Raw genomic sequence first — 24,519 nt, forward strand, 5'->3', positions numbered from 1 at the left:
GTATAAATATAAAATTAAATTAAAATATAAATTTTCATTTTATATAATTCAATATTATTAATAACACAGTATTTATGCGGATAATTACTTATTTTTGAATGAGTAAAAAATGAAGCATAAGTTTAACTTATTAATTTTTTTATGGAAATTTAAAATAATATATGGTAGTATTATGTTAAATATTGTGAATGTTTAGTGAAAATAGTGCAATATTTGATTTATTTCTTCATTGTGGGGTGAGAGCCACAAATGTTGGGAGGGAACTTAATATGAATAAGGTATTCAAAGTTGTATGGAGTGCAACGAAGCACGCTTATGTCGTAACGTCCGAGTTAGCTAAGTCTCACCAAAAATCTGCTACTACAATTGTAGCAGCCGTTATTTTGGCGGCTAGCTTTTCTGGAGGTGTTGCTAATGCATCCAGCCCTGAGGATTGGGCTAGAGCTGATCTTATTGGTAGCCAAAGATGGTTAACACCTGATCAAAATGCTTGGGGTCATATGCAAGATCAACATCAAGTTGATCCACAACAATTAGATCAACAGCAACAACAGCAACAACAACAGCAACAACAACAGCAACAGCAACAACAATGGCAACAACAAGTGCCGCAACAACAGCAGCAACAACAAAGACGTCCACGTCCACAAGTGCCGCAACAACAGCAACAACAGCAACAATGGCAACAACAAGTGCCACAAGAACAGCAGCAACAACAAATCCCTAAAAAAGGCGGTTCCAATGGTAATACCGTAATTAATAACTACTATACAGTTGTAACTACTGATGTTGAAAATGTTAAGAAAAATACACATAACATTAACGTTGTAAATAAAAAGGTAGATATCAATACTACTAATATTAATACTGTTAATAATAAGGTTGAGAGTGTAAAAACTGACATTAATAAAATCAATGCTAAAGTTGATAAAAATAGCAAAGATATTGAAGGATTAAAAGGTCATATTGGCACTCAAATCACTGATATTAAACAAAACATCACAAATATTAACAATAATATTGATGCTAAATTTACTAAAATTAACAATGATATTGATGTAAAAATCGATAATAAAATCACTAATATTACAAATAATGTTGTTAATAATGTAAATACTAACATTGATGCTAGTGTAAAAAAACATATTGAAGCTAATAATACTAATATTATTAATCAAGTAAATCAAAATATTAAAAATGAAATACAAAACAATAACACTACAATTCTTAACCAAGTAGACCAAAAAATTGAAAATAATAACACTACTATTATTAACAATGTGAACAAAGATGTAGATGTTAAGATTAATGATATTAAAACAACTATCAATAATACGAAAAATGAGTTAAATACTAATATTTCTAATGTTAAAAATGAACTCAATCAAAATATCAATAATGTAGATGTTAAAGTTAGTGATAATAAAAAAGCTATTAACAACTTAACTGTAAATGTTAATAAAAATAGCAAATCTATTGCTGATTTAACTACTAAAGTCGAAAATAACACACAAAATATTGACGCTAATAATACTTTCATCATGGAAAACCGTAAACTTATCGGTGATAACAAAAAAGCTATTAACGAGAACAAAAAATCCATTGATGATTTGAAAGGTAAAGTTGGCACAACAATTAATAATATTAACACAACTATTGATAATAAAATTAGTGAAAATAACACTAAGATCATCAATGAAGTTAATAATAATGTAGATGTAAAAATCAACGATAGCAAAACAAATATTATTAATGAAGTTAACAAAAATATTAATACTCAAATTGAAGCTAACAACACAACTATTATCAATCAAGTAAATACTAACGTTGATAATAAAATTAATGCTGTTAAAGCTGATATTACTAAGATTAATAATTCTGTAACTGATTTAAGTGCTAAAGTAGATGCTAATACAACAAACATCACTAACAACACTACAAATATCAATAAAAATGCCACTGCAATTACTGAATTAAACACTAAAGTTGATAATCAAGGTAAAGTTTTAGTTAATCATGAAGGTCGCATCCAGACGCTTGAACAAGATAATAAAACAATTAAGACTGATGTATCCAACACTCAAAACCAAGTTAATATCAACACTAAAGATATTGCTGATTTGAAAGGTAAAGTTGGTCAAAACATCGGCAATGTTCAAGTAGATATTAAAGATATTAAAAACAATATCACTAATATCAATAGCAAAGTGGACGCAAATGTAACTGCAATTAATAACGTTAATGTAAAAGTTGACGGTGTTAAAGGTGATTTAAATGGCCTTAAAGACCGTGTAGATCGTCATGACCAACGTTTAGACTTCTTACAAGATAATATTGCAGATAATTCTACACGTATTTCCATTGTTGAGGATAATGTGAAAACTAATACTACAAACATTGTAGATAATAGTAAACGCATCGATGCTAACTCTGCGCGTATTTCCAACAATGAAAAAGCGATTAATGATTTGAAAGGTCATGTTGGCACACAAATCACAAATATCGAAAACACAATTACTAATAAAATCAATGAAAATAATACAGTAATTAATAAAAATATCGATACTAAGATTGAGGCTAACAACACTGTTATTAACCAAAATATTGATAAAAAAATCAATAATAATAACACAACAATTATTAATAAAGTAGACCAAAACATTGATGCTAAGATTACTGAAAATAATAAAGTAATCAATAATAATATCAACAATGTAAATGTAAAAATTGATGGTGTTAAAGGCGACTTAGATGGTCTTACTAAACGTGTAGCTCAAAATGAAAAAGACATCAATGTAGCTGGCACAATTGCTATTGAAAACCGTACACTTATTGGTGCTAACAAAAAAGCTATTGATGAGTTAAAAGGTCATGTTGGCAATCAAATCACAAATATCGAAAATACAATTACTAATAAAATCAACGAAAACAATACAGTAATTAATAAAACTATCGATAATAAGATTGAAGCTAACAATACTACTATTATCAATAAAGTAGATAACAATATTGATGCTAAGATCAATGCTAACAATACAACAATCATTAACAAAGTTGATAAAAACATTGATGTGAAAATCAACGAAAATAACACACAAATTAACAATACAATCAACAAAAAAATTGGTGATGTGAATGTTAAGATTGATGGCGTTAAAGGTGATTTGGATGGCCTTAAAGGTCGTGTAGATCGTCATGATCAACGTTTAGACTACTTACATGATAATATTGTAGATAACTCTACACGTATTACTGTAGTAGAAGATGGTGTTAAAGCTAATGCAAAAGACATCAATGTAGTTGGCAATATTGCTTTGGAAAATCGTCAATTCATCGGCAATAACAAAGCTGCTATTGATAAAAACACTAAAGCAATTGATGCATTAAAAGGTCAAGTTGGCACTACAATTAAAAATATCGAAACTACAATTAATAATAAGATTACAGAAAATAATGTAACTATTAATAAAAATATCGATACTAAGATTGAAGCTAACAACACTGTTATTAACCAAAATATTGATCAAAAAATCAATAATAATAACACAACAATCATTAATAAAGTAGATCAAAACATTGACGCTAAAATCAATACAAATAACACTACTATTCTTAACAAAGTTGATAAAAATATCGATGTAAAAATCAATGAAAATAACAAACAAATCAACAATACAATCAATACTAAGATTGGTGATGTAAATGTTAAGATTGATGGCGTTAAAGGTGATTTGAATGGTCTTAAAGGTGATTTAGATGGCCTTAAAGGTCGTGTAGATCGTCATGATCAACGTTTAGACTACTTACAAGATAATATTAATGATCATTCCACACGTATCTCTATAGTTGAAGATGGTGTGAAAGCTAATGCAAAAGATATTAATGTAGTTGGTACAATTGCAATGGAAAACCGTAAATTCATTGGCGATAATAAAGTTGCTATTGCAAACAATACTAAAAATATCAACATCAATGCTAAAGCTATCGATGAGTTAAAAGGTCAAGTAGGTCAATCATCTACAGTTATTAACGATATTAAGAAACAAATTACTAATATCAATGGTAAAGTAGAAAACAATACTACAAATATTGCAAATAATACAACTAATATTGCTAAAAATGCTACAGCAATTAACAACGTAAATGTTAAAGTTGATGCTAATGCTAAAGCTATTGTAGACAACAGCAAACGTATTGATGCAACTAATGTGAAAGTAGATGCTAACACTACTAATATTGCTAACAATACAACTGCGATCAACAACGTAAACGTTAAAGTTGATGCTAATACAAAGGCTATCGTAAATAATAGCAAACGTATCGATGCAACTAATGTGAAAGTAGATGCTAACACTACTAACATCGCTAACAATACAACTGCTATCAACAACGTAAATGTTAAAGTTGAAGGTGTTAAAGGTGATGTAGCTGGCCTTACTAAACGTGTAGAACAAAACGAAAAAGACATCAACGTAGCTGGTACAATTGCAATTGAAAACCGTAAATTCATTGGCGATAACAAAGTTGCTATTGCAAATAACAAAGCTGCTATTGCAAATAACACTACAAATATCAATGTTAATGCAAAAGCTATTGATGAATTAAAAGGTCAAGTAGGTAAATCTTCTACAGTAATCAACGATATTAAAAAAGAAATTACTAATATCAATGGTAAAGTAGAAAATAATACTACTAAAATTGCTACTAATGCTACAAACATTCAAGCTAATGTAGTAGCAATCGCTGATAATAGCAAACGTATCTCTGAAAACACTACAAATATTACTAATAACACAACTAATATTGCTAAAAATACTACAGAAATTAACAACGTAAACGTTAAAGTTGATGGTGTTAAAGGTGATTTGGATGGTCTTACTAAACGTGTTGACAAAAATGAAAAAGATATCAATGTAGCTGGTACAATTGCTATCGAAAACCGTAAATTCATTGGCGATAACAAAAAAGCTATTGATGAATTAAAAGGTCAAGTTGGTAATACAGTTAAAAATATCGAAACTACTATTAATAACAAGATTACAGAAAATAATGTAACTATTAATAAAAATATCGATACTAAGATTGAAGCTAACAACACTGTAATTAACCAAAACATTGAAAATGCAATCAACGAAAATAACACAACAATTATTAACAAAGTTGATAAATCTGTAGATGTTAAGATCGCTGAAAACAACAAAGCGATTAACAATACAATCAACAATGTAAATGTTAGAGTTGACGGCATTAAAGGTGACTTGAATGGTCTTACTAAACGTGTTGACCAAAATGAAAAAGACATCAATGTAGCTGGTACAATTGCAATGGAAAACCGTACATTCATTGGCAATAACAAAGCTGCTATCGACAAGAATACAAAAGCTATCGAAGCATTGAACGGTAAAGTTGGTACTACTATCACTAACATCGAATCTACTATCAATAACAAGATTGAAGCTAACAATACTACAATCCTTAACAAAGTAGATCAAAATATCGATGCTAAGATTACTGCTAATAACACAACAATCATTAACAAAGTTGATAAAAACATCGATGTAAAAATCAATGAAAACAACAAACAAATCAACAATACAATCAATACTAAGATTGGTGATGTAAATGTTAAGATTGATGGTGTTAAAGGTGATGTAGCTGGTCTTACTAAACGTGTAGATCGTCATGATGAACGTTTAGATTACTTAGAAGGTAATACTGTAGATAACTCTACACGTATCAGCGCTAATGAAGATGCTATTAAAGCATTAAAGGGCCAAGTTGGTACAACAGTTACTAATGTTGAAAACACAATCAACGCTAAGATTGAAGCTAACAACACAGTAATTAGAAATGATATCAACACTGCAATTACTAATAACAACACTGTTATTAACAAAAACATTGAAACTGCAATCAACGAAAATAACAAAACAATCATTAACAAAGTTGACCAAAATATTGATGCTAAGATTGCTAATAACAACACAGAAATCAATAAAACTATCAACAACAAAGTTAATGAAGTAAATGTTAAAGTTGAAGCTAATGCAAATGCAATTGCTAATAATAGCAAGTCTATTACTGACATCAAAGCAAATGTAGCTAATATTAACAATAAAGTAGAGTCTAACACTACAAATATTGCTAATAACACTGCAGCTATTGCGAATGTAAGCAAACAAGTTACAAATAATACAACTAACATTGCTCACAATGCAACAGCTATTGCAAACATTAGCAAACAAGTTGCTGGTAACACTGCTAACATTACAGATGTAACTGCTAAAGTAAATGCTAATACTGGTCGTATTGAATCTAATACAACAGCTATTAATAACTTAACTGGTAAAGTTGATGCTAACTCTCAAGCAATTGAATCCTTGAAGGGTCAAGTTGGTAAAGGCAATACTACAATCGTTAATGTAGCTCAAAAAGTAGAAAATATTACTCAAAACATTAACGCTCAAAACAGCAATATCCAAGCTAATACTGTAAACATTCAAAATAATACTTCCAATATTAATAACATTAAAGCTAATGTTGTTAACGTTGAAAAGAATGTAAACAATATTAAAGCTGATGTGACAGTAGTTAAAGCCGATATCACAAACATCAATGCTAAAGTTGATCAAAAAATCAATATTGTAAACAACAACATTACTAACGTTAAAAACGATGTGAAGAACATTGATGCTAAAGTTACAAACATTGATAACAAAGTTACTAATATTAACAATAAAGTAACTAACATCGATAGCAAAGTAAATGATATTGATGTGAAAGTTAATAATCAAAATACTGTAATCAACAATATCAAAACTGATGTATCTGGTTTGAAAGATCAAGTTGGCAAAAATACTGAAGCAATTAAGAACTTACAAAATGTAAGCGCTGATGTAAACAAAGTAAAAGAACAAGTTAATGTTAATACTCAAAAAGCAAATGCTAACGAAGAACGCATTAAAAATGTTCAAAGCCAAGTTTCTGTTAATACTGAAGCAATCAAACATAACACTGAAAACATCAATATTAACAAAGCAGCGATCAAGCAAAATGCTGAAGCAATTCAAAATACTAATGTAACTGTACAAAAAGTAATCAACAAAGTTGATGAACATAGTAAAGTTATTAACGATGTATCTAAACAAGTTAATACTAATACAACTAATATTGCTAATATTAATAATGTTGTTAACCAAAATACAACTAATATTACAAATGTAACTAACCAAGTTAATGCAAATACAAGCAATATTAGCAAAGTATCTAGCCAAGTTAATACAAATACTACAAACATCAACACTCTAAATGCTAAAGTAGATACTAATGTTACAAATATCACTAAGGTAGATAACCGTGTAACTGCAGTAGCTAACCAAGTTAACGAAAATGCACAATTAACTAAAGCTGTTGGTACTCTAGCACTAGAAAATCATGAAAAAGTTAGTGTATTAGGTTTACAAGTAAACAAAAATACTGAAGACATTTCTAACAATGCAACAGCAATTGCAAATGTAAATACTAAAGTTGATGAAAACGTTAAATTAACTAAAAACATTGGTGCTATTGCATTAGAAAATAATGAAAAAGTTAATGTATTGGGCTTACAAGTAAATAAAAATACTCAAGATATCAGTACATTAGCAGAAGCTGCAAATTACAGCTTGAAAGCTTCTAACATTGCATTACAAGATCATGCAACACTTGTACAACATGATGCACAAATCGCAGAAAACTCTCGCCGCATTAGCAGCGTAGAACGTGATGTTAAAGTTGTAGGTGCTAATGCAGCAGCTTTGGCAGCATTGAAACCTATCGAATACCATGAAGGTCAAAAAGCTCAAATTATGGCCGCTGTTGGTACTTACAAAGGTAAAACATCTACTGCGTTGGGTGTAGCTCATTATGCAAATCCTGATTTATTAATCCATGCTGGTGCAGCTTATGGTGGTGACCATAGCGTAATGGCAAATGCTGGTGTAACAATCGGTATTGGTAATGCTCCTACAGCTCCTAAAGCATCTCCTGCAACTGTAAAAGTTCTTGAAGACAAAGTGGCTGATTTGCAAGCACAAAACAAAGAAATTCGTGAACTTCTTGATAAAGTGATTGCACAACAACCACAACAAGCTCCAAAAGTAGCTGTAAAAACAACTAAATAATATGCCTCCCAACCGATGGGTTACATGATAATCTATCGTAGGTATAGAAACCGCGTAGCAGAAATGCTACGCGGTTTTCTTTTGTGTGGATGTGTGGTGATTATCTCCATATATATCTTTATATTTTGGTGTAATAGAGTGGATAGCTATCTTGTAGTGGGGATTAGATACAGATAGAACTATATAATTCCTCTTGGTGGTAGATAGTGGTTTTTATGAGCTAATTATTATTTATTTTCGAACATATGTATCGAAGAAAAAACGAGAAAAATAGAGATTATGAAAGAAAAATATAAAAAAGTGGGATAAAAATGGATTTTTTATTGTGAATGGTGGGGAATTGTGGTAGAATTTACCATATAGTGGTGGATAAGGAATAGTAAAGGGCGGTGATACGTATGTTCATGGGAGAATATAATCACACCATTGATACAAAAGGGCGGATGATTATACCCGCGAAAATACGTGAACAACTAGGCGAAGTATGCATTGTGACTAAGGGCCTAGATAACTGCTTAGCTATTTACACCGAAGAAGCGTGGAAGAAAATTTCTACAGCTTTACAATCACAATCCTCCACTAAAGCTAGCGTACGTGCCTTAAAACGTTTTGTTTTTGGTAGTGCTGCTGAGCTTGAGTATGATAAACAAGGTCGTGTCCTCATTCCTGTACCACTACGTGAATATGCGAGCCTTGATAAACAGGCCGTTATTGTCGGTGCTGGGGATCACGTTGAAATTTGGAGCCGCGAAAAATATGATTACTATGATGATCAAGTGGCTGAAAGTATGGAAGAATTAGTCGAAGGGCTTGAAGGGATTATGTTATAGGAGGCTATGATGGAATTTAATCATACCAGCGTACTTTTACGCGAAACGGTGGACTCCGTCGTAACTAATCCAAAAGGCATTTATGTGGACTGTACCCTTGGTGGGGCAGGACATGCGCACGCAGTGGGCGAAATGCTTGACCCAGAAGGCATGATAATCGGTTTAGATCAAGATGAAGATGCATTGAGCGTAGCTCGACAGCGTCTATCTGATTTAAAGTGTCAGGTGTTAACGATACCGACAAACTTTTCTGACTTAAAGGAAGCCCTTCAAAATGAGGGCATCTATGAAGTAGATGGTTTTATCTTTGATCTTGGCGTATCAAGTTATCAATTAGATACACCAGAACGTGGCTTTTCATATATGAATGATGGTCCACTTGATATGCGGATGGATAAGGAAGCACCATTAACAGCAGAGGAAGTTGTTAATGAATATGATGCTGAAGCACTATTGCAAATTATCCGTGACTATGGTGAAGAACGATGGGCTAAGCGGATTGTTGAATTCATCGTTAATGCACGTCAAGAAAAACGAATAACCACTACTGGTGAGTTAGTTAGAATTATTAAACAAGCAATACCTGCGAAGGCGCGTCAAGATGGACCGCATCCGGCAAAACGGACGTTCCAAGCCATTCGCATTGAAGTAAATAGAGAATTAGCTATCTTGCATGATAGTTTTGTAGATGCTGTATCCATGTTGAAACCAAAGGGGAAAATTGGGGTTATCACATTTCACTCCTTGGAAGATCGAATTACAAAACAAACTTTCAAAGAGTTGAGTACAGCATGTATATGTCCTCCAGAACTACCGATGTGTGTATGTAACCACAAAGCTGTTGTGAAGGCGAAGAATAAGGCTATAGAGCCAAGTGCAGGGGAGATTGAGGTTAATCCGAGGGCTAGAAGCGCGAAGTTGCGCGTAGCCGTCAAGTTGTAGAATTGGAAGGGGTTAGTGTTTATGTTAGCGAGAAAGGCTGTTGTGGGCCAAGTAAAAAGCGATGTGTTGGTCGCTTCACAAGGGAGAAAACGTAGTGCAAGTGTGGCTTTAGATTTGAGTCCTATGATGTGGCAAGTTGTATATGGTATTGCTGCATTAGTTGCATTTTTGCTTATTATGATGGTTATGAATGCGTACAGCACAAAATTAGGCTACGAAGTAGTTAAAACACAGCAAGCTGTAGTACAATTAACAAAAGATAATGATGCTTTGGATGTTGAAGTGGCTTCCTTAAAGTCGCCCGTTCGTATCCAACAAATCGCAGAACAACAACTAGGGATGGTTTTGCCTGATTCTTTTGTTTATAGCACAAAAAGCGCTGTTACTGAACGCACTGTACAAGAGAAACAGCAAATTATAGACTAGCAGGCAAAGCAGCTCGTATTGGGCTGCTTTCCTTTGCGTGTAAAGGAGATTGTATATGAAACAATTACAAGATATAGTAAAAACCTTGCAAACAACGCATGTAGAAGGTAATACAGCTGTTAAAGTATTAGATATTACAGCTGATTCTCGTGCTGTAAAAGTAGGCAGTTTATTTATTGCTTTAGATGGTGCCACTGTAGATGGTCATAATTATGTAAATAAAGCTGTTGAAGCTGGTGCAGTAGCAGTACTTGTATCTAAACCAGTAGAGGTAAGTGGTGATGTTTGTGTTATCACTGTAGAGGACACTCGTAAAGCTATGATGGCATGTGTGCCATATTTCTTTGATTATCCAGCAAATTCCATGCGCATGATTGGCGTTACTGGTACGAATGGTAAAACGACTACAACGCATATGATTCGCCATATTTTGAAAGCTCAAGGTCATAAAGTGGGCGTTATTGGTACTGTTCATATTATGATTGGTGATACAACATATCCAATTCATAATACGACACCTGATGTAGTGGATTTGCAACATATTCTTCATCAAATGGTAGAGGAAGGTGTTACACATTGCGTAATGGAGGTTTCTTCACACGCATTGGCATTGGGGCGAGTTTCTGGTGTTGAATATGATACAGCGGTATTTACAAACTTAACACAAGATCATTTGGACTTTCACAAGACCTTTGAAAATTATTTGGCAGCTAAGTGTAAATTATTTGAACAAGTTAGCGCACCTAATCAAACTAAATCTGGTAAAGGGGCTATCATTAATATCGATGACGAATATGGTCATCGTGTAATTGAGAAAACAACAGCACCTATCATTACTTACAGTATTGATGGTAAAGGTACGTTGAATGCTCATGATGTAGAAATGACACCTAAGTCTAGCCGTTACACTGTCTCTTATGATGGCTATGACTATACAGTAGCTATGAATACCACAGGTTTATTTAATGTATATAATACTTTGGCTGCTATTGGTGCTTGTCTATTAGAAGGCATATCTATGGAAGATATAGATAAAGCATTGAAAACATTTAGCGCTGTGCCTGGCCGTTTTGAGCTCATTGAAGAAGGTCAACCATTTGCTGTGGTTGTAGATTATGCACATACACCAGATGGGCTAGAAAATATTCTACAAACTGCAAAGGCTATTCAAGAAAATCGCATTATTGTAGTCTTTGGTTGTGGTGGTGACCGAGATGCGACAAAACGACCTATCATGGGCCGTATTGCTGCACAATATGGTGATGTTGTGTATGTAACGTCTGACAATCCACGTACAGAGGATCCTGTACAAATTGTAAAAGATGTTGAAGCAGGCGTTAAAGAAGGCCTTCGTGAAGGCTCTCATTATGAAGTTATTGTTGATCGTCGGGAAGCGATTCAACATGCAATACAAAATGCAAAACCTGGGGATATTGTACTGATTGCAGGTAAGGGGCATGAGGATTACCAAATCTTAAAGGATAAAACGATTCATTTTGATGATCGTGAAGAGGCGCGAGCAGCCCTCAAGGAGATCTAATATGGCAGAATTTACATTGTCTCAAGTGGTAGAAGCCACAGAAGGGACGAGTACACATACCGACAATATTAAGTTCTTAGATGTATCTACTGATACAAGAACGATTGAATCAGGATTTTTATTTGTAGCCTTAAAAGGTGATACCTTTGATGGTCATGATTTCATCAACACGGCCATTGAAAAGGGTGCTACAGGTGCAATCGTAGAAAAAGGTCGTGCCGTAGAAGGTATTGTTTGTATTGAGGTAGAAAATACCTTGGTAGCATACCAAAACTTGGCACGTTACCATCGTCGCCGTTTCGATATTCCTGTAGTAGCTATTACTGGTTCCTCTGGTAAAACTACGACAAAGGAAATGGTGGCCGCTGTACTTGGTACAGAATTTAATGTTTTGAAAACTGAAAAAAACTTTAATAATGAAATTGGTTTGCCAAAAACATTGTTGCGCTTAACTGCAGAACATCAAGCATGTGTCGTAGAGATGGGCATGCGTGGCCTTGGTCAAATTGAAGAGCTTGCATTGATTGCGGAACCAACTATGGGCATTATTACCAATGTTGGTACTAGCCATATTGAGTTGTTAGGCTCTCGTGAAGCCATTGCACAAGCTAAAGGTGAATTAATTCGTTGTTTGCCTGAAAATAGTGTGGCTATTCTCAATGAAGATGATCCATATGTTAAGGCTATGGATAGCCTTGCTAAGGGTAAAACTATTACCTATGGTATTGAACGCAACGCTACTTGTATTGGTAGCCATTTGCGTTATAAAAAAGACGGTATTAAGTTTACTTGCAAATGTTATGACGAAGTCTTCGATATCTTCTTACCTATGATTGGTGAACACAATGTATATGATGCATTGGCAGCAATTGTAGCTGGTCGTGTTTTGGGGATTAAATCCAACACCATTCGTAAAGGCTTAAGCGAGTTTACTGGCACTCCTATGCGCCAAGAAATCGTACCATTTGAAGATATTGTTATCTTAAATGATGCATATAATGCAAATCCTTCCTCTATGGCTGAAGCGATTAAAGCATTAGGTCAACTAGAAGGTAAACGTAAAATCGCTATGCTTGGTGATATGCTTGAGCTTGGTGATTATACTGAACAGGCGCATCGTGAAATTGGTCAATTGCTTGCTGAAGAAGGCTATAGTGTAGTATTCACATTTGGTGATGCTGCGGCCTTCATCGCTAAGGAAGCAAAAAAAGCAGGTTTAACTGCATTCCGTTGTAATAGCCATTTGGAAATGGCTAATGCCTATAGCGATATTCGTGAAAAAGGGGATGTTATCCTTGTCAAAGGTTCCCGAGGCTTGCGAATGGAACGGGTTGTTGAAGAATTAAAAGATCGAGAATAAATGGTTACGGCTAGTTATATCTAGCCGTCATCTGTTTATTAATGAGTAGAGGGTTCATATGATATATCATATTCTATTAGCCTTTGTAGTGACCTTTATCATTACAGTAGTGCTAGGTAAAATTGCTATTCCTATGTTGCGTTCTTTACACGCACAACAAAGTATTCGTGAAGAAGGTCCAGAAAGTCATCAGGCGAAAGCGGGTACGCCAACAATGGGTGGTGCCTTCATGATGATCGCCCTTGTTCTTGGTGTTGCTATTTTCGCACCATGGAATGTAGGTACAGGCATGTTATTGTTTTTAACATTGGGTCATTGTTTATTGGGCTTTTTTGATGATTTTGTAAAAGCCGTTAAAAAACGTAATCTTGGCTTAACAGCTAAGCAAAAATTGCTAGGTCAATTTATTTTGGCGGCCATATTCTGTTACTGTATTACTGAAATTATGGTTATTCCTACCACATTGTGGATTCCTGTAGCAGATATACATCTTCAATTAGGTTGGGCTTATTATGTTTTGGCGTTTTTAATTATCGTAGGTGCTACGAACGCAGTAAACCTTACAGATGGTCTTGATGGATTAGCTAGTGGTACCTCTGCTGTAGCTGCGATTGCTTTCTCCGTGATTGGTCTTATGGCTGCATCTACAACAAATTCTATTGGTGCTGAAAGCGTTGCTTACTTTGGCGCTATTGTAGCCGCTGTTTGCCTTGGTTTCTTGGTATACAATGTAAACCCTGCGAAGGTGTTCATGGGGGATACTGGATCCTTAGCTTTAGGTGGTGCTTTTGCGGCTATGGCAATTTTGACTAAAACAGAATTGCTACTCGTTGTAATTGGTGGCATTTTTGTTATGGAAGCATTGTCCGTTATTATTCAAGTTATATCCTTTAAAACTCGTGGTGTACGCGTATTTAAAATGAGCCCAATTCACCATCATTTTGAGTTATCTGGTTGGGCTGAGCAAACTGTTGTTAATCGCTTCTGGTTTGGTGGTGCTGTATTAGCTGTTATTGGTGTCGTTTTAGCGACTATAACTTTGTAAGATAATACTTAACGGAACACGCAAATAATGGTATGCTTATAAGATAGGAATACATTATTTTTGTTGATAATTTAGGTGATATAGATGGAATACGGAGATAAACATATACTTGTTCTTGGCGCTGGTGCCAGCGGTATAGGCGCATCTTGGGTATTAGCTCAAGTTGGGGCCCATGTAGTGTTAAATGATTATAAGCCTGTTACACTGCCTGCAGATGAGGAAAAAAGACTTGTATCAGCAGGTGTAGATATTATTACCGGTAGACAAGATGAATCCTTGCTTGATGGCGTGGATCGCATTGTTATTTCTCCAGGTATTTCTCTAGATATTCCCATTGTAAAAGCCGCTCAAGCTCGTGGTATTGATGTGGTTAGTGAAGTAGAAGTAGCTTATGAGTTATCTAAATCGCCAATTGTAGCCGTTACAGGTACAAATGGTAAGACCACTACTACAACATTATTAACTAAGGTATTGGAAGGAACTGGAAAGCCAGTTCGCGTTGGTGGTAATATCGGCGATTCTCTTAGTGAAGTAGCCTATTCCATGCCAGCAGATGGTTTTTTGGTAGCTGAGTTATCTAGCTATCAATTAGAAACAATTAAGCATTTTAGACCGATTGGTGCTATTATGCTCAACATTACACCAGATCATTTAGCTCGTCATAAGACAATGGAAAATTATATTGCTGCGAAGGAACGCATCTTTGAAAATCAATTGAGTACAGATTTTATGGTGCTTAATATTGATGATCCTATTGTAGCAGACATGAAACATCGTGCACCTAGCCATATCCTTGAAATTAGTCAACATCAAGTGGTTTCAAATGGTGCTTACTATGATAAAGGACAATGTTATGTAACAAAGAATGGTATAGCAACACCTGTTATTGGTAGTGCTGATATCCACATTCCAGGTAGCCATAATATTGAAAATATTTTAACTGTTATCGCTTTAGCTTATGCGTTAAGTGTGCCGATAGAAACTATTCATCGTATTATAAGCGAGTTCCATGGTGTTGAACACCGATTAGAACGAGTTAAAACTCTTGATGGAATTACATTCTATAATGATTCTAAAGCTACTAATGTTGACTCTGTTGTAAAAGCATTGGAATCCTTTGATCAATCCGTTATTTTATTAGCTGGTGGTCATGATAAAATGACTCCGTTAGAAGACTTTATGCAGCTTGTTAAACATCACACAAAAGCTGTTATCTTTATGGGGGAAGCGGCGGATCGATTTGAAGCTGCTGCAAAAGAGGCTGGTGTTCAGCCTATTTATAGAGCTTCATCTATGAAAGATGCTGTAGAACAGGGTTATAAATTGGCTGTCCAAGGTGATATTGTATTATTATCGCCAGCTTGTTCAAGTTTTGATTGGTATAGCTGTTTTGAAGAACGTGGCGATGATTTTAAAAACTGTGTTCATATGTTGCAAGAAGGGAGACACCATTAATGAAACGTATCATTATTTCAGGTGGTGGCACTGGTGGACATATATACCCAGCAATAACTATATATAAGGAAATTATGAAACAGAACCCTGATGCACAGGTTTTATATGTAGGAACGGAAAGGGGCTTAGAGGCTACCTTAGTGCCTAAAGAAGGCATTGAATTTACTACATTACCTGTACAAGGTTTGCAACGTAAATTATCTTTTGGTACGTTGGTGACGTTAGGCAAGACTGCTTTTTCTCTTGTGAAAGCTAATACAATCATTTCCAACTTTAAGCCTGATGTAGTTATTGGTACGGGCGGTTATGTTTGTGGTCCTATTCTTATGGCCGCAGCATTGCGCAATATTCCAACGTTGATACAGGAACAAAATGTCATTGCAGGCATTACAAATAAAATTCTAAGCCGTTTTGTTGATGTAGTCGCTATGGGTTACAAGGATGCAGAATCATCTTTTTCAAAGGCAAAACGCGTAGTATATACTGGTAATCCAGTACGTCCTGATGTATTAGTTGATACTAGGGAAGATGGACGTAATTATTTTAATTTAAGTGATGACACGTTCACTGTTCTTATAGCCGGTGGTTCTCGTGGGGCGAGAACCATCAATAATGCTATGATTGATGTACATAAGCATTTTCAAGGAACAGAAGGAATTAAATTAATCCATATTACAGGGGATGGGGAATATCAATCTGTGTTATCTCAGCTTGGTATTACCAATGGTGATGGTTTAGGTGATTCCTCCTTGATCTTGCCATATTTACACGATATGCCAAAAGCATTGGCGGCAGCTGATTTAGCAGTCTTTAGGTCTGGTGCTATCGGTCTTGCTGAACTAGCAGTTCGAGGTATTCCATCTGTATTGGTACCATATCCATATGCAGCGGAAGATCATCAAACCTATAATGCCCGTATTTTTGTTCAAGAAGGGGCAGCGCATATGATTGTTGATCAAATGTTAAGTGCCCATGATTTGATAGGGGAAATTGAAATGTTTATGGCCAATCGTGATTTATTGTCACAAATGGGAGAACGAGCGTTGCAGTTAGGTAAACCTAATGCGGCTCATGATATTGCAAAGTTAGCATTATCTATTGCAAAGTAACAAGGAGAGGTTTTATGTTAGACGGTATTCATAAGATTCATCTTATTGGTATAGGTGGGTCTGGCATGCGTGCTATAGCGAATATTTTAATTCAAAAAGGTTATGACGTATCTGGTTCAGATGTAGCTGATTCTGCAGTTATTGAAAAGTTCAGAAATATGGGCGCTACAGTTCATATTGGCCATAATAAAGATTATGTAAAAGGCGTTGATGCAGTAGTTCGTTCTACGGCTATTCGCGAAGATAACCCTGAAATTGTAGCTGCTAAAGAGCAAGGTATTACAATTTTACACCGTTCCGATATTGTAAAAGCTGTGTTAGACGTAACAGATGGCATTGCAGTAGCTGGTGCTCATGGTAAAACTTCTACTACATCCATGATTGGACAAATTTTAGTAGAAGCAGAAGCTGATCCAACAGTTATTATCGGTGGTGAAGTAGATTATTTAAAAGGTAGTAGTTGTCTAGGTAAGGGGCATTTCTCTGTAGTTGAAGCAGATGAAAGTGATGGGTCTTTCTTGAAACTACGCCCACATACTATTGTTATTACTAACATTGAAGATGATCACATGGATCACTACAAAACAATGGATAATTTGTTAAATGCATTTTGTGAGTTTGTCGAAACCTTACCAGAATCTGGCAAAGCAATCGTATGTGGAGATAATGAGAATATTCGTTATGTTATGAGCCGTGTAAATCGTAATTTCATTACATATGGCTTAAGTGATAATAATGACTATGTAGCTAAAAATATTCACTATGTAGACTCTACTTTGGTATATGATGTATACCATAATGGTGTGAATGTTGAGCGCATTCGCTTACGAGTTCCTGGTGAACATAATGTATTGAATTCGTTGGCTGCCTTTGTTGTTGCTCATGATTGCTGTGGTGTAGAAACGCGCATTATTACAAAAGGTTTAGGTAAGTTTATCGGTGCAAAACGTCGTTTCGAAACAAAAGGTCACGTAGCAGGTGTATGGGTTGTTGATGACTATGCTCATCATCCTACAGAAATTAAAGCAACATTGAAAGCAGCAAAAGAGTTGGAAAAGCATCGTGTTATCTGTGTATTCCAGCCACATCGCTTTACTCGCACAAGCTTGTTAAAGGATGAGTTTGCTACTGCTTTCACAAGCGCTGATGAAGTATATATGACAGATATTTATAGCTCTGGTGAAGATCCAATCCCTGGTATTGATGGCAATACGATTCCAAATGCTATTAAAACGGCCACAGGTCAAGATGTAAATTATGTACCATCTGTTGACGATTTGCCTGAGGTATTAGCGAAAATAGTAAGACCTAATGATCTAGTTATCACCATGGGTGCAGGTTCTATTAATCAATATGGGCCAAAATTATTAGCTATATTGGAGGAAGGCTTACAATGAAAGATAAAAAAATAATCGTATTAATGGGTGGTCCTTCCAAAGAGGCTGAAGTATCTCGTCGTACTGGCGCTGCTATTGCAGAAGCACTTGAAAGCAAAGGTTATAATGCCCAAACTTTAGAACTAAATCCACGCACTGTATTAAAAGATATTGAAGACTTAGGTGGCGAGGTTGTATTTAATGCAATTCATGGTCGTTACGGCGAAGATGGTGCGTTGCAAGGCCTATTAGAAATGGCTGAAATTCCATACACTGGGTCAGGTATTATGGCTCATGCAGTAGGTATGAATAAAAAAGTAAGTAAAGATGTATTTAAAGGTGCCAATATTCCTACTGCGGCATCCGAGTCCTTTACTGGTAATCTTGAATCTGCAGAAGCTATTATTGAACATATTCGTAAGGATTTTACAATTCCAGTAGTTGTGAAGTCTGCTACGCAAGGCTCCAGCATTGGCGTTACTATTGTTCGCGATGAAGCTCAGTTAGAAGAGGCTGTAACGGAAGCTCTAAAATATGACCCTATTCTTGTGGTAGAACAATTTCTTGATGGTCGTGAATTTACAGTATCTGTATTAGATGGTAAAGCATTGTCTGTTATTGAAATTCGTCCACATTCTGGTGAATATGATTACAAGAGTAAGTACACTGTAGGTGCTACTGAGTATTTAGTGCCAGCGCCTATTAGTGCAGAAATGACTGCTGAAATGCAACGCATTGGGGAACTTGTGTATCGTGAAGTACAAGGCAGTGGGGTAATTCGTGTTGATGTTATGACAGACCATGCAGATAATATGTATGTTCTTGAATACAATACTGTGCCTGGTATGACAGCAACATCTTTAGTACCAAAAGCAGCAAAAGAAATGGGAATTGACTTCCCAACATTATGTGAAAGAATTCTATTAACAGCTAGTATAGGGAAATTTTAAGGGCTAATAGAAGATAAGGAGTTAACTATGGATGATAAGCAAAACCATCCATCCAACTCTGGGGAGATGCAGTCTTCTACACCTGTTCGTGATGAACGGGCTGTATTTAGAAAACGAGTGTTAAAAATCGGTGGTGCAGTTACTCTCGTGTTGGTGGGGTTGTTTACACTACCTATTCCTTTTGGATCTTTAAAAGTTACTGGATCGGATAAGGTAACTGTACAAGATGTAATGGTAGCTGGTGATATTCATGAACCTGTTAATATATTGCAGATTAGTACAGAAAAATTAAAAACTAGATTATCGAAAGATTTACGTGTCGAAGAGGCTCAAATTAGCTATCAGTTGCCACTGACAATGGTGGTAAATGTAGTAGAACGCAAGGCAGTTGCAGTTGTACCGGCTCAGTTTGGATACTTAACCCTTGATAGTAAGGGACAAGTGATCGCATCTGAGCCAGCTATACAAGACACATCTGTTCCTATGATTTCTGGTGTGAAAGCTGGAAATATACTATTAGGTGATACAGTAGTAGATAAACCGATATTGGCGGCTCTTGAATATTTGAACTCACTCGATGAGGAGACATTCAAGAATATTGCAGAGGTTAATATTGGAGATCCTGATGCGATAATGGCATATACTGTTTCAGGTGTACAGATTCGACTGGGGGATGGCAAAGACTTAGCTAAAAAAGCAGAGCTAACTCAGTCGATGTTACAAGATATTAAAAAGACACATGGTAATGTACAGTATATAGATGTTAATGTTTCATCACCGTACATTAAAACCGATGTGATGCCAGAAGTTAAAAAGCATCAGAATGGAGCACCGACTACAGAAAATTCATCTACTAAGAAGGATGATAAAAAACAAGATAGATAAGGTCATGTTGAATATAAAGGTAGATGATTGTCGTGAGACACGAACGGTGGGCAATTGCCATAGTCAGCTGTATATTAGGGTTCATGGTTGTTACCCAATATAAGATGACTCAAGATAATATAGAAGAAAATATTCGCTTACAACGAACTGGCGATTTAGCGGTACAATTGAGAGAGGCCCAGAGTGAACGTGATGCTTTGTTAAAGCAAATTGAGTCACTAAAAAAATCTGGCGCTAATGGCGGTGGTAAAGCTGATGAACAGCTCATGATGAAAGCGGCTTTAACTAATGTTAAAGGGCCGGGCGTTAGTGTGTTGATTGAAGATAGCTTAAAGCCTGTACAAAGTGGAGAAAACCCCAATTTATATGTAATTCATGATGAAGATATTCTAAGAATTGTTAATGAATTACGGGCTGGTGGGGCTGAAGCGATAGCTATTAATGATCAACGCCTCATAGGAACGTCTGAAATACGATGTTCAGGCCCGACTATTACTGTAAATGGGAAGGTCTTTGGAGCTCCCTTTACGGTGAAAGCTATTGGAGATCCAAAGACATTAAATTCTGCGCTAACTATGCGCGGTGGTGTAGTAGATTCACTTAAACATTGGGGAATAAAGGTAACTATAAAGCAAGAAGAGGATGTAGCGATTCCTGCTTTCACAGGTACTTTTAGAGAAGAACATATGAAGCCTAATGAGTTAGGAGGTAAAGAATGAATATCTATATCTTTGCCATCATTGGCCTAATTATAGGGGCTATCCTAGGATGGATAGCACCACTTCATATCCCCGCTAGTTATTCGAATTATACTTCGGTAGCTGTTCTAGCAGCTTTAGATGCAGTATTTGGTGGCAGTCGAGCAGCATTGGAAAGAACATTTGATCTTAGTAACTTTGTCATTGGGTTCTTTTCAAATATGGTATTAGCTGTTATTCTTGTATATGTTGGTGATTTAATAGGCATTAACCTATATTATGTGGCCCTTATTGGATTTGGGTTACGTGTATTTATTAATGTAGGCGCTATACGCAAAATAATTATGACTAAGCGGTTCTAATAAATCACATTCTATATAGTGGAAAGTTTTTAAATTTTAGTGTAAAATAAATGTAATTGTTATAAGATAGTCAGTATATAAATCGATACATTGGGACGTATATTGATACAATAGATAACGATAAGAGGAGGAAGTTCAATGTCTGATTTTGCAAATATTAAAGTTATCGGTGTTGGTGGCGGCGGTAATAACGCTGTTAATCGTATGGTTGATAACCAAATTAAAGGTGTTCAATTTTTAGCCGTTAATACAGAAAACCAAGTGCTTGAATTGTCTAAAGCGGATGTAACAATTCAAATCGGTGAAAAAGTTACTAAAGGCCTTGGTGCTGGTGCTAACCCACAAATCGGTGAAGAAGCAGCTCAAGAAAGCCGTGAAGAAATTACTAAAGCTCTTGAAGGTGCTGATATGGTATTCGTAACTGCTGGTATGGGCGGTGGTACTGGTACTGGTGCTGCTCCAATCGTAGCTGAATGTGCTAAAGAAGTTGGTGCATTAACAGTTGGCGTTGTAACTAAACCTTTCGCATTCGAAGGCAAACGTCGTCGTGCTGCGGCAGAAAAAGGCATTGAGTTCTTGACTCAAAAAGTTGATACAATTATTGTTATTCCTAATGACAAATTGTTACAAGTTGTAGATAAAAAATGTTCCGTATCTGATGCATTCAGCAAAGCTGATGAAGTTCTTCGTCAAGGTATCAAAGGTATTTCCGATTTGATCCAAATTCCTGGTTTAATCAATCTTGACTTTGCAGACGTTAAAACTATCATGACTAATCAAGGCGAAGCTTTGATGGGTATTGGTGAAGGTACAGGTGAAAACCGTGCTGCAGACGCTGCAAAAATGGCTATCAATAGCCCATTATTGGAAACTTCCATCGATGGTGCAAAAGGCATCTTGCTTAATATTTCTGGTAGCTCCGAATTGGGTATTTTTGAAGTAAACGAAGCTGCTCAAATTATTTCTGATGCAGCAGACCCTGATGCAAATATCATCTTCGGTTCTGTTATCGATGAAAGCTTGGGCGATAAAGTTCAAGTTACTGTTGTAGCAACTGGTTTTGGCAATAACGCTAAAAGCGTACCAGAATTCGGTAAAACAACTACTACATCTCGTCCAGCAGCCACTACAACAACAACTAACAGCGGTATCCCAGATATCCCTGTATTCATGAAACGTTAATTTATAGAGTGTATAATCAAAACATTCGTAAATAAGTAACTTAGTAAGACATATCTTGAGATATGTGTATAGGAGGTACAAATGAAGAAATTAGTATTATTAACTCTAGCAGCTACAGTTGTGGCAGGTAGTGCATTTGCAGCGGCACCTGTAACAAAAATTAGCGACGGTTCCACTAAAGTACAAGCTGATTATGCATTTAAACAACATGTATCTAAAGGTGGCGGCAATAGTAACGACGGTTTCGGGGTTTCTTTGCAACACGATCTTTCTAATAAAACTGCTGTTCAATATTCTTATGATAAATTGAATGCAAAAAATGGCGACATTAAAGATCATCAATTAGCATTAGTTTATAAAGTGCATCCAAACGTAAACGTATATGGTGCTGGTACTGCAATTCGTACAAATGATACAGAATTAGGTTTCCAAGCTGGTGTTATTGGTCATGTGCCATTGACAGAAAAAGTAAACGGCTTTGCTAAAGCTGGTTGGGGTAACGATATTAAACAAACTTACCAAGTAGGTGCTCAATATGAAGTTCGCCCTGATGTAGACTTGAACGTATACTATGGCTATGATAAATATAGCGTAAATAGCAACGATAAAACTGCAAAAGGTTTACACGCTGGTGTAGGCTACTCCTTCTAAGGATATCAAAGACCACTCTAATGAGTGGTCTTTTTTGTTTATAAATACTAGCATATGATTTATAAAAATATTTTATATAGGATATTGTATATATCCTATATACCTTAGCTTTTTTATAATTCAGATTGTAATTAGTATTTTTTCTTATGTATACAATATATTTTTAAATACTCATTGTATAATTAAATAAGTTTAGGTATGATAAATATGTAATAATTCATTTTAGATAGGATGGTGCAAGTTATGACAAGTGTTGCTGCAAAGCATGCAAAAGGGAAAAAACTTAAAGATGTAATCTTTGTAACTGCTGGCCAAGCCCAAGCTGATGCTAAAGAAAATGGTCGCGAGAACGTTGTTAATGGTACATTAGGTGCGATTTATGATGAGGATGGTAAATTAGTATTCCTTAAAACCGTTAAGGACGAATATTTAAGTCTTCCAGATTCTGAATATGTTGGTTATGCTCCGATTGCAGGTGTACCTGAGTTCCTTGCTGCTGCAGAGGCGGAATGCTTTGGACAATCTCGTCCAGAAGGTCATATCCGTAGTATTGCTACTACAGGTGGTACAGGCGGTATTCATCACTTAGTTCATAACTATACAGAACCTGGTGATGAGGTGTTGACTGCTGATTGGTACTGGGGTGCCTATCGTATACTTTGTAGCGATGTAGGTCGTACACTTGTTACCTATTCTTTATTTGATGAACATAATAACTTTAACCATGAAGCGTTCCAAAATCGTGTAAATGAATTAGCTGCAAAACAAACAAATGTCGTAATTTTGTTTAATACACCTGGTAATAACCCAACAGGTTACTCTATAGAGGACAAAGATTGGGAATCTATCCTTAACTTCTTGAAAGAACTCGTTGCTATAGGCCGTAATAATGTAATCATTGGCATTGATGTAGCATACCTTGATTATTCTGGTGAAAAAGAAGAGGTTCGTGCATTCTTTAGTAAATTCAGTCATTTGCCAAAAGAAATCCTTACATGTGTTTGCTATAGCTTGTCTAAAGGCTTCACTATGTATGGGCAACGTGTAGGTGCCTTGATTGGTATTTCTGATGATGAAGAAATTGCTGATGAATTCTTAGAAATCAACAAATCTACAAGCCGTGCTACATGGTCTAATATATGCCGGCCTGCAATGCGTACAATGGCAAATATTGTAGCTGATCCAGCTAAGTTTAAAGCTTATGAAGATGAACGTAATTGCTATTATCAATTGATTCGTGATCGTGCTGATATATTTAAACAAGAAGCAGCCCGAGTTGGTCTTCCTATGTTGCCATATCGAGGTGGTTTCTTTATTACGATTCCTACAGATTCTGCTAATGCTATCTGTGAAGAGTTGAAAAAAGAACATATCTATGTTATCGCTTTAACTAACGGTATTCGCATAGCTGCTTGTGGTATTCCTAAATTCCAAATGACAGGACTAGCTGAAAAAATTTATAATGCTATGAAACGCCTCGGCAAATTATAATAGATAATTAAAACTTATACAAAAAGCCACTTGATACTTGTATCAAGTGGTTTTT

17 protein-coding genes are annotated in these 24,519 nt (G+C 35.6%); all 17 read left to right on the forward strand.

Features of this window, described 5'->3' with window-relative positions; all coding sequences use genetic code 11:
* Positions 1–269 precede the first annotated feature (269 nt).
* The 17 genes from VEIT17_RS03605 (at position 270) to VEIT17_RS03685 (ending at position 24,464) form a co-directional block, all read left to right on the forward strand.
* A complete protein-coding gene (locus tag VEIT17_RS03605) occupies positions 270–8,162 on the forward strand; it encodes an ESPR-type extended signal peptide-containing protein (RefSeq protein WP_242013286.1) in 7,893 nt (2,630 codons plus the stop codon).
* A 398-nt stretch (positions 8,163–8,560) separates the two neighbouring features.
* The gene (gene mraZ, locus VEIT17_RS03610) at positions 8,561–8,992 is read left to right on the forward strand and encodes a division/cell wall cluster transcriptional repressor MraZ (protein ID WP_060924200.1); all 432 of its coding nucleotides are present in this window, start codon (positions 8,561–8,563) and stop codon (positions 8,990–8,992) included.
* A gap of 9 nt (positions 8,993–9,001) precedes the next feature.
* A complete protein-coding gene (gene rsmH, locus VEIT17_RS03615) occupies positions 9,002–9,934 on the forward strand; it encodes a 16S rRNA (cytosine(1402)-N(4))-methyltransferase RsmH (RefSeq protein ID WP_060924201.1) in 933 nt (310 codons plus the stop codon).
* Positions 9,935–9,955: 21 nt separating this feature from the next.
* Positions 9,956–10,360: a cell division protein FtsL gene (gene ftsL, locus VEIT17_RS03620; RefSeq protein ID WP_060924202.1), complete on the forward strand. Its 405-nt coding sequence runs from the start codon at positions 9,956–9,958 to the stop codon at positions 10,358–10,360.
* Between the two features lie 55 nt (positions 10,361–10,415).
* A complete protein-coding gene (locus VEIT17_RS03625) occupies positions 10,416–11,900 on the forward strand; it encodes a UDP-N-acetylmuramoyl-L-alanyl-D-glutamate--2,6-diaminopimelate ligase (RefSeq protein ID WP_178884778.1) in 1,485 nt (494 codons plus the stop codon).
* Position 11,901: 1 nt separating this feature from the next.
* Complete coding sequence (locus VEIT17_RS03630) at positions 11,902–13,260, forward strand: UDP-N-acetylmuramoyl-tripeptide--D-alanyl-D-alanine ligase (protein ID WP_024065463.1); 1,359 nt, start codon at positions 11,902–11,904, stop codon at positions 13,258–13,260.
* Between the two features lie 58 nt (positions 13,261–13,318).
* On the forward strand, positions 13,319–14,305 hold the full coding sequence (mraY, locus tag VEIT17_RS03635) for a phospho-N-acetylmuramoyl-pentapeptide-transferase (RefSeq protein ID WP_024065462.1): 987 nt from the start codon (positions 13,319–13,321) through the stop codon (positions 14,303–14,305).
* An 84-nt stretch (positions 14,306–14,389) separates the two neighbouring features.
* Positions 14,390–15,760, forward strand: coding sequence for a UDP-N-acetylmuramoyl-L-alanine--D-glutamate ligase (murD, locus tag VEIT17_RS03640; protein ID WP_060924204.1), 1,371 nt, complete (start codon positions 14,390–14,392; stop codon positions 15,758–15,760).
* Entirely contained in the window at positions 15,760–16,869 is a 1,110-nt protein-coding gene (gene murG, locus VEIT17_RS03645) for an undecaprenyldiphospho-muramoylpentapeptide beta-N-acetylglucosaminyltransferase (protein ID WP_060924205.1), read from the forward strand. The genes murD and murG overlap by 1 nt, the downstream gene beginning before the upstream one ends.
* Before the next feature lie 14 nt (positions 16,870–16,883).
* Complete coding sequence (gene murC, locus VEIT17_RS03650; protein WP_178884779.1) at positions 16,884–18,266, forward strand: UDP-N-acetylmuramate--L-alanine ligase; 1,383 nt, start codon at positions 16,884–16,886, stop codon at positions 18,264–18,266.
* Complete coding sequence (locus VEIT17_RS03655) at positions 18,263–19,195, forward strand: D-alanine--D-alanine ligase family protein (protein WP_060924207.1); 933 nt, start codon at positions 18,263–18,265, stop codon at positions 19,193–19,195. The genes murC and VEIT17_RS03655 overlap by 4 nt, the downstream gene beginning before the upstream one ends.
* Positions 19,196–19,222: 27 nt before the next feature.
* Positions 19,223–20,080 carry a cell division protein FtsQ/DivIB gene (locus VEIT17_RS03660; RefSeq protein WP_024065457.1) on the forward strand — a complete coding sequence of 286 codons (858 nt, stop codon included), beginning with the start codon at positions 19,223–19,225 and terminating at the stop codon, positions 20,078–20,080.
* Between the two features lie 23 nt (positions 20,081–20,103).
* The gene (locus VEIT17_RS03665) at positions 20,104–20,799 is read left to right on the forward strand and encodes a DUF881 domain-containing protein (protein WP_024065456.1); all 696 of its coding nucleotides are present in this window, start codon (positions 20,104–20,106) and stop codon (positions 20,797–20,799) included.
* Positions 20,796–21,140, forward strand: coding sequence for a small basic family protein (locus VEIT17_RS03670; protein WP_005386246.1), 345 nt, complete (start codon positions 20,796–20,798; stop codon positions 21,138–21,140). The genes VEIT17_RS03665 and VEIT17_RS03670 overlap by 4 nt, the downstream gene beginning before the upstream one ends.
* Positions 21,141–21,278: 138 nt before the next feature.
* Positions 21,279–22,322 (forward strand): cell division protein FtsZ, encoded by a 1,044-nt coding sequence (gene ftsZ, locus VEIT17_RS03675; protein ID WP_060924208.1) that lies wholly within the window; start codon positions 21,279–21,281, stop codon positions 22,320–22,322.
* Positions 22,323–22,403: 81 nt separating this feature from the next.
* A complete protein-coding gene (locus tag VEIT17_RS03680) occupies positions 22,404–22,973 on the forward strand; it encodes an outer membrane beta-barrel protein (RefSeq protein WP_024064722.1) in 570 nt (189 codons plus the stop codon).
* A gap of 243 nt (positions 22,974–23,216) precedes the next feature.
* Positions 23,217–24,464 carry an aminotransferase class I/II-fold pyridoxal phosphate-dependent enzyme gene (locus VEIT17_RS03685; RefSeq protein ID WP_178884780.1) on the forward strand — a complete coding sequence of 416 codons (1,248 nt, stop codon included), beginning with the start codon at positions 23,217–23,219 and terminating at the stop codon, positions 24,462–24,464.
* The last annotated feature ends 55 nt before the right edge of the window (positions 24,465–24,519 follow it).

Origin of the sequence: Veillonella nakazawae (assembly GCF_013393365.1) — a bacterium.
Taxonomy (GTDB): domain Bacteria; phylum Bacillota; class Negativicutes; order Veillonellales; family Veillonellaceae; genus Veillonella; species Veillonella nakazawae.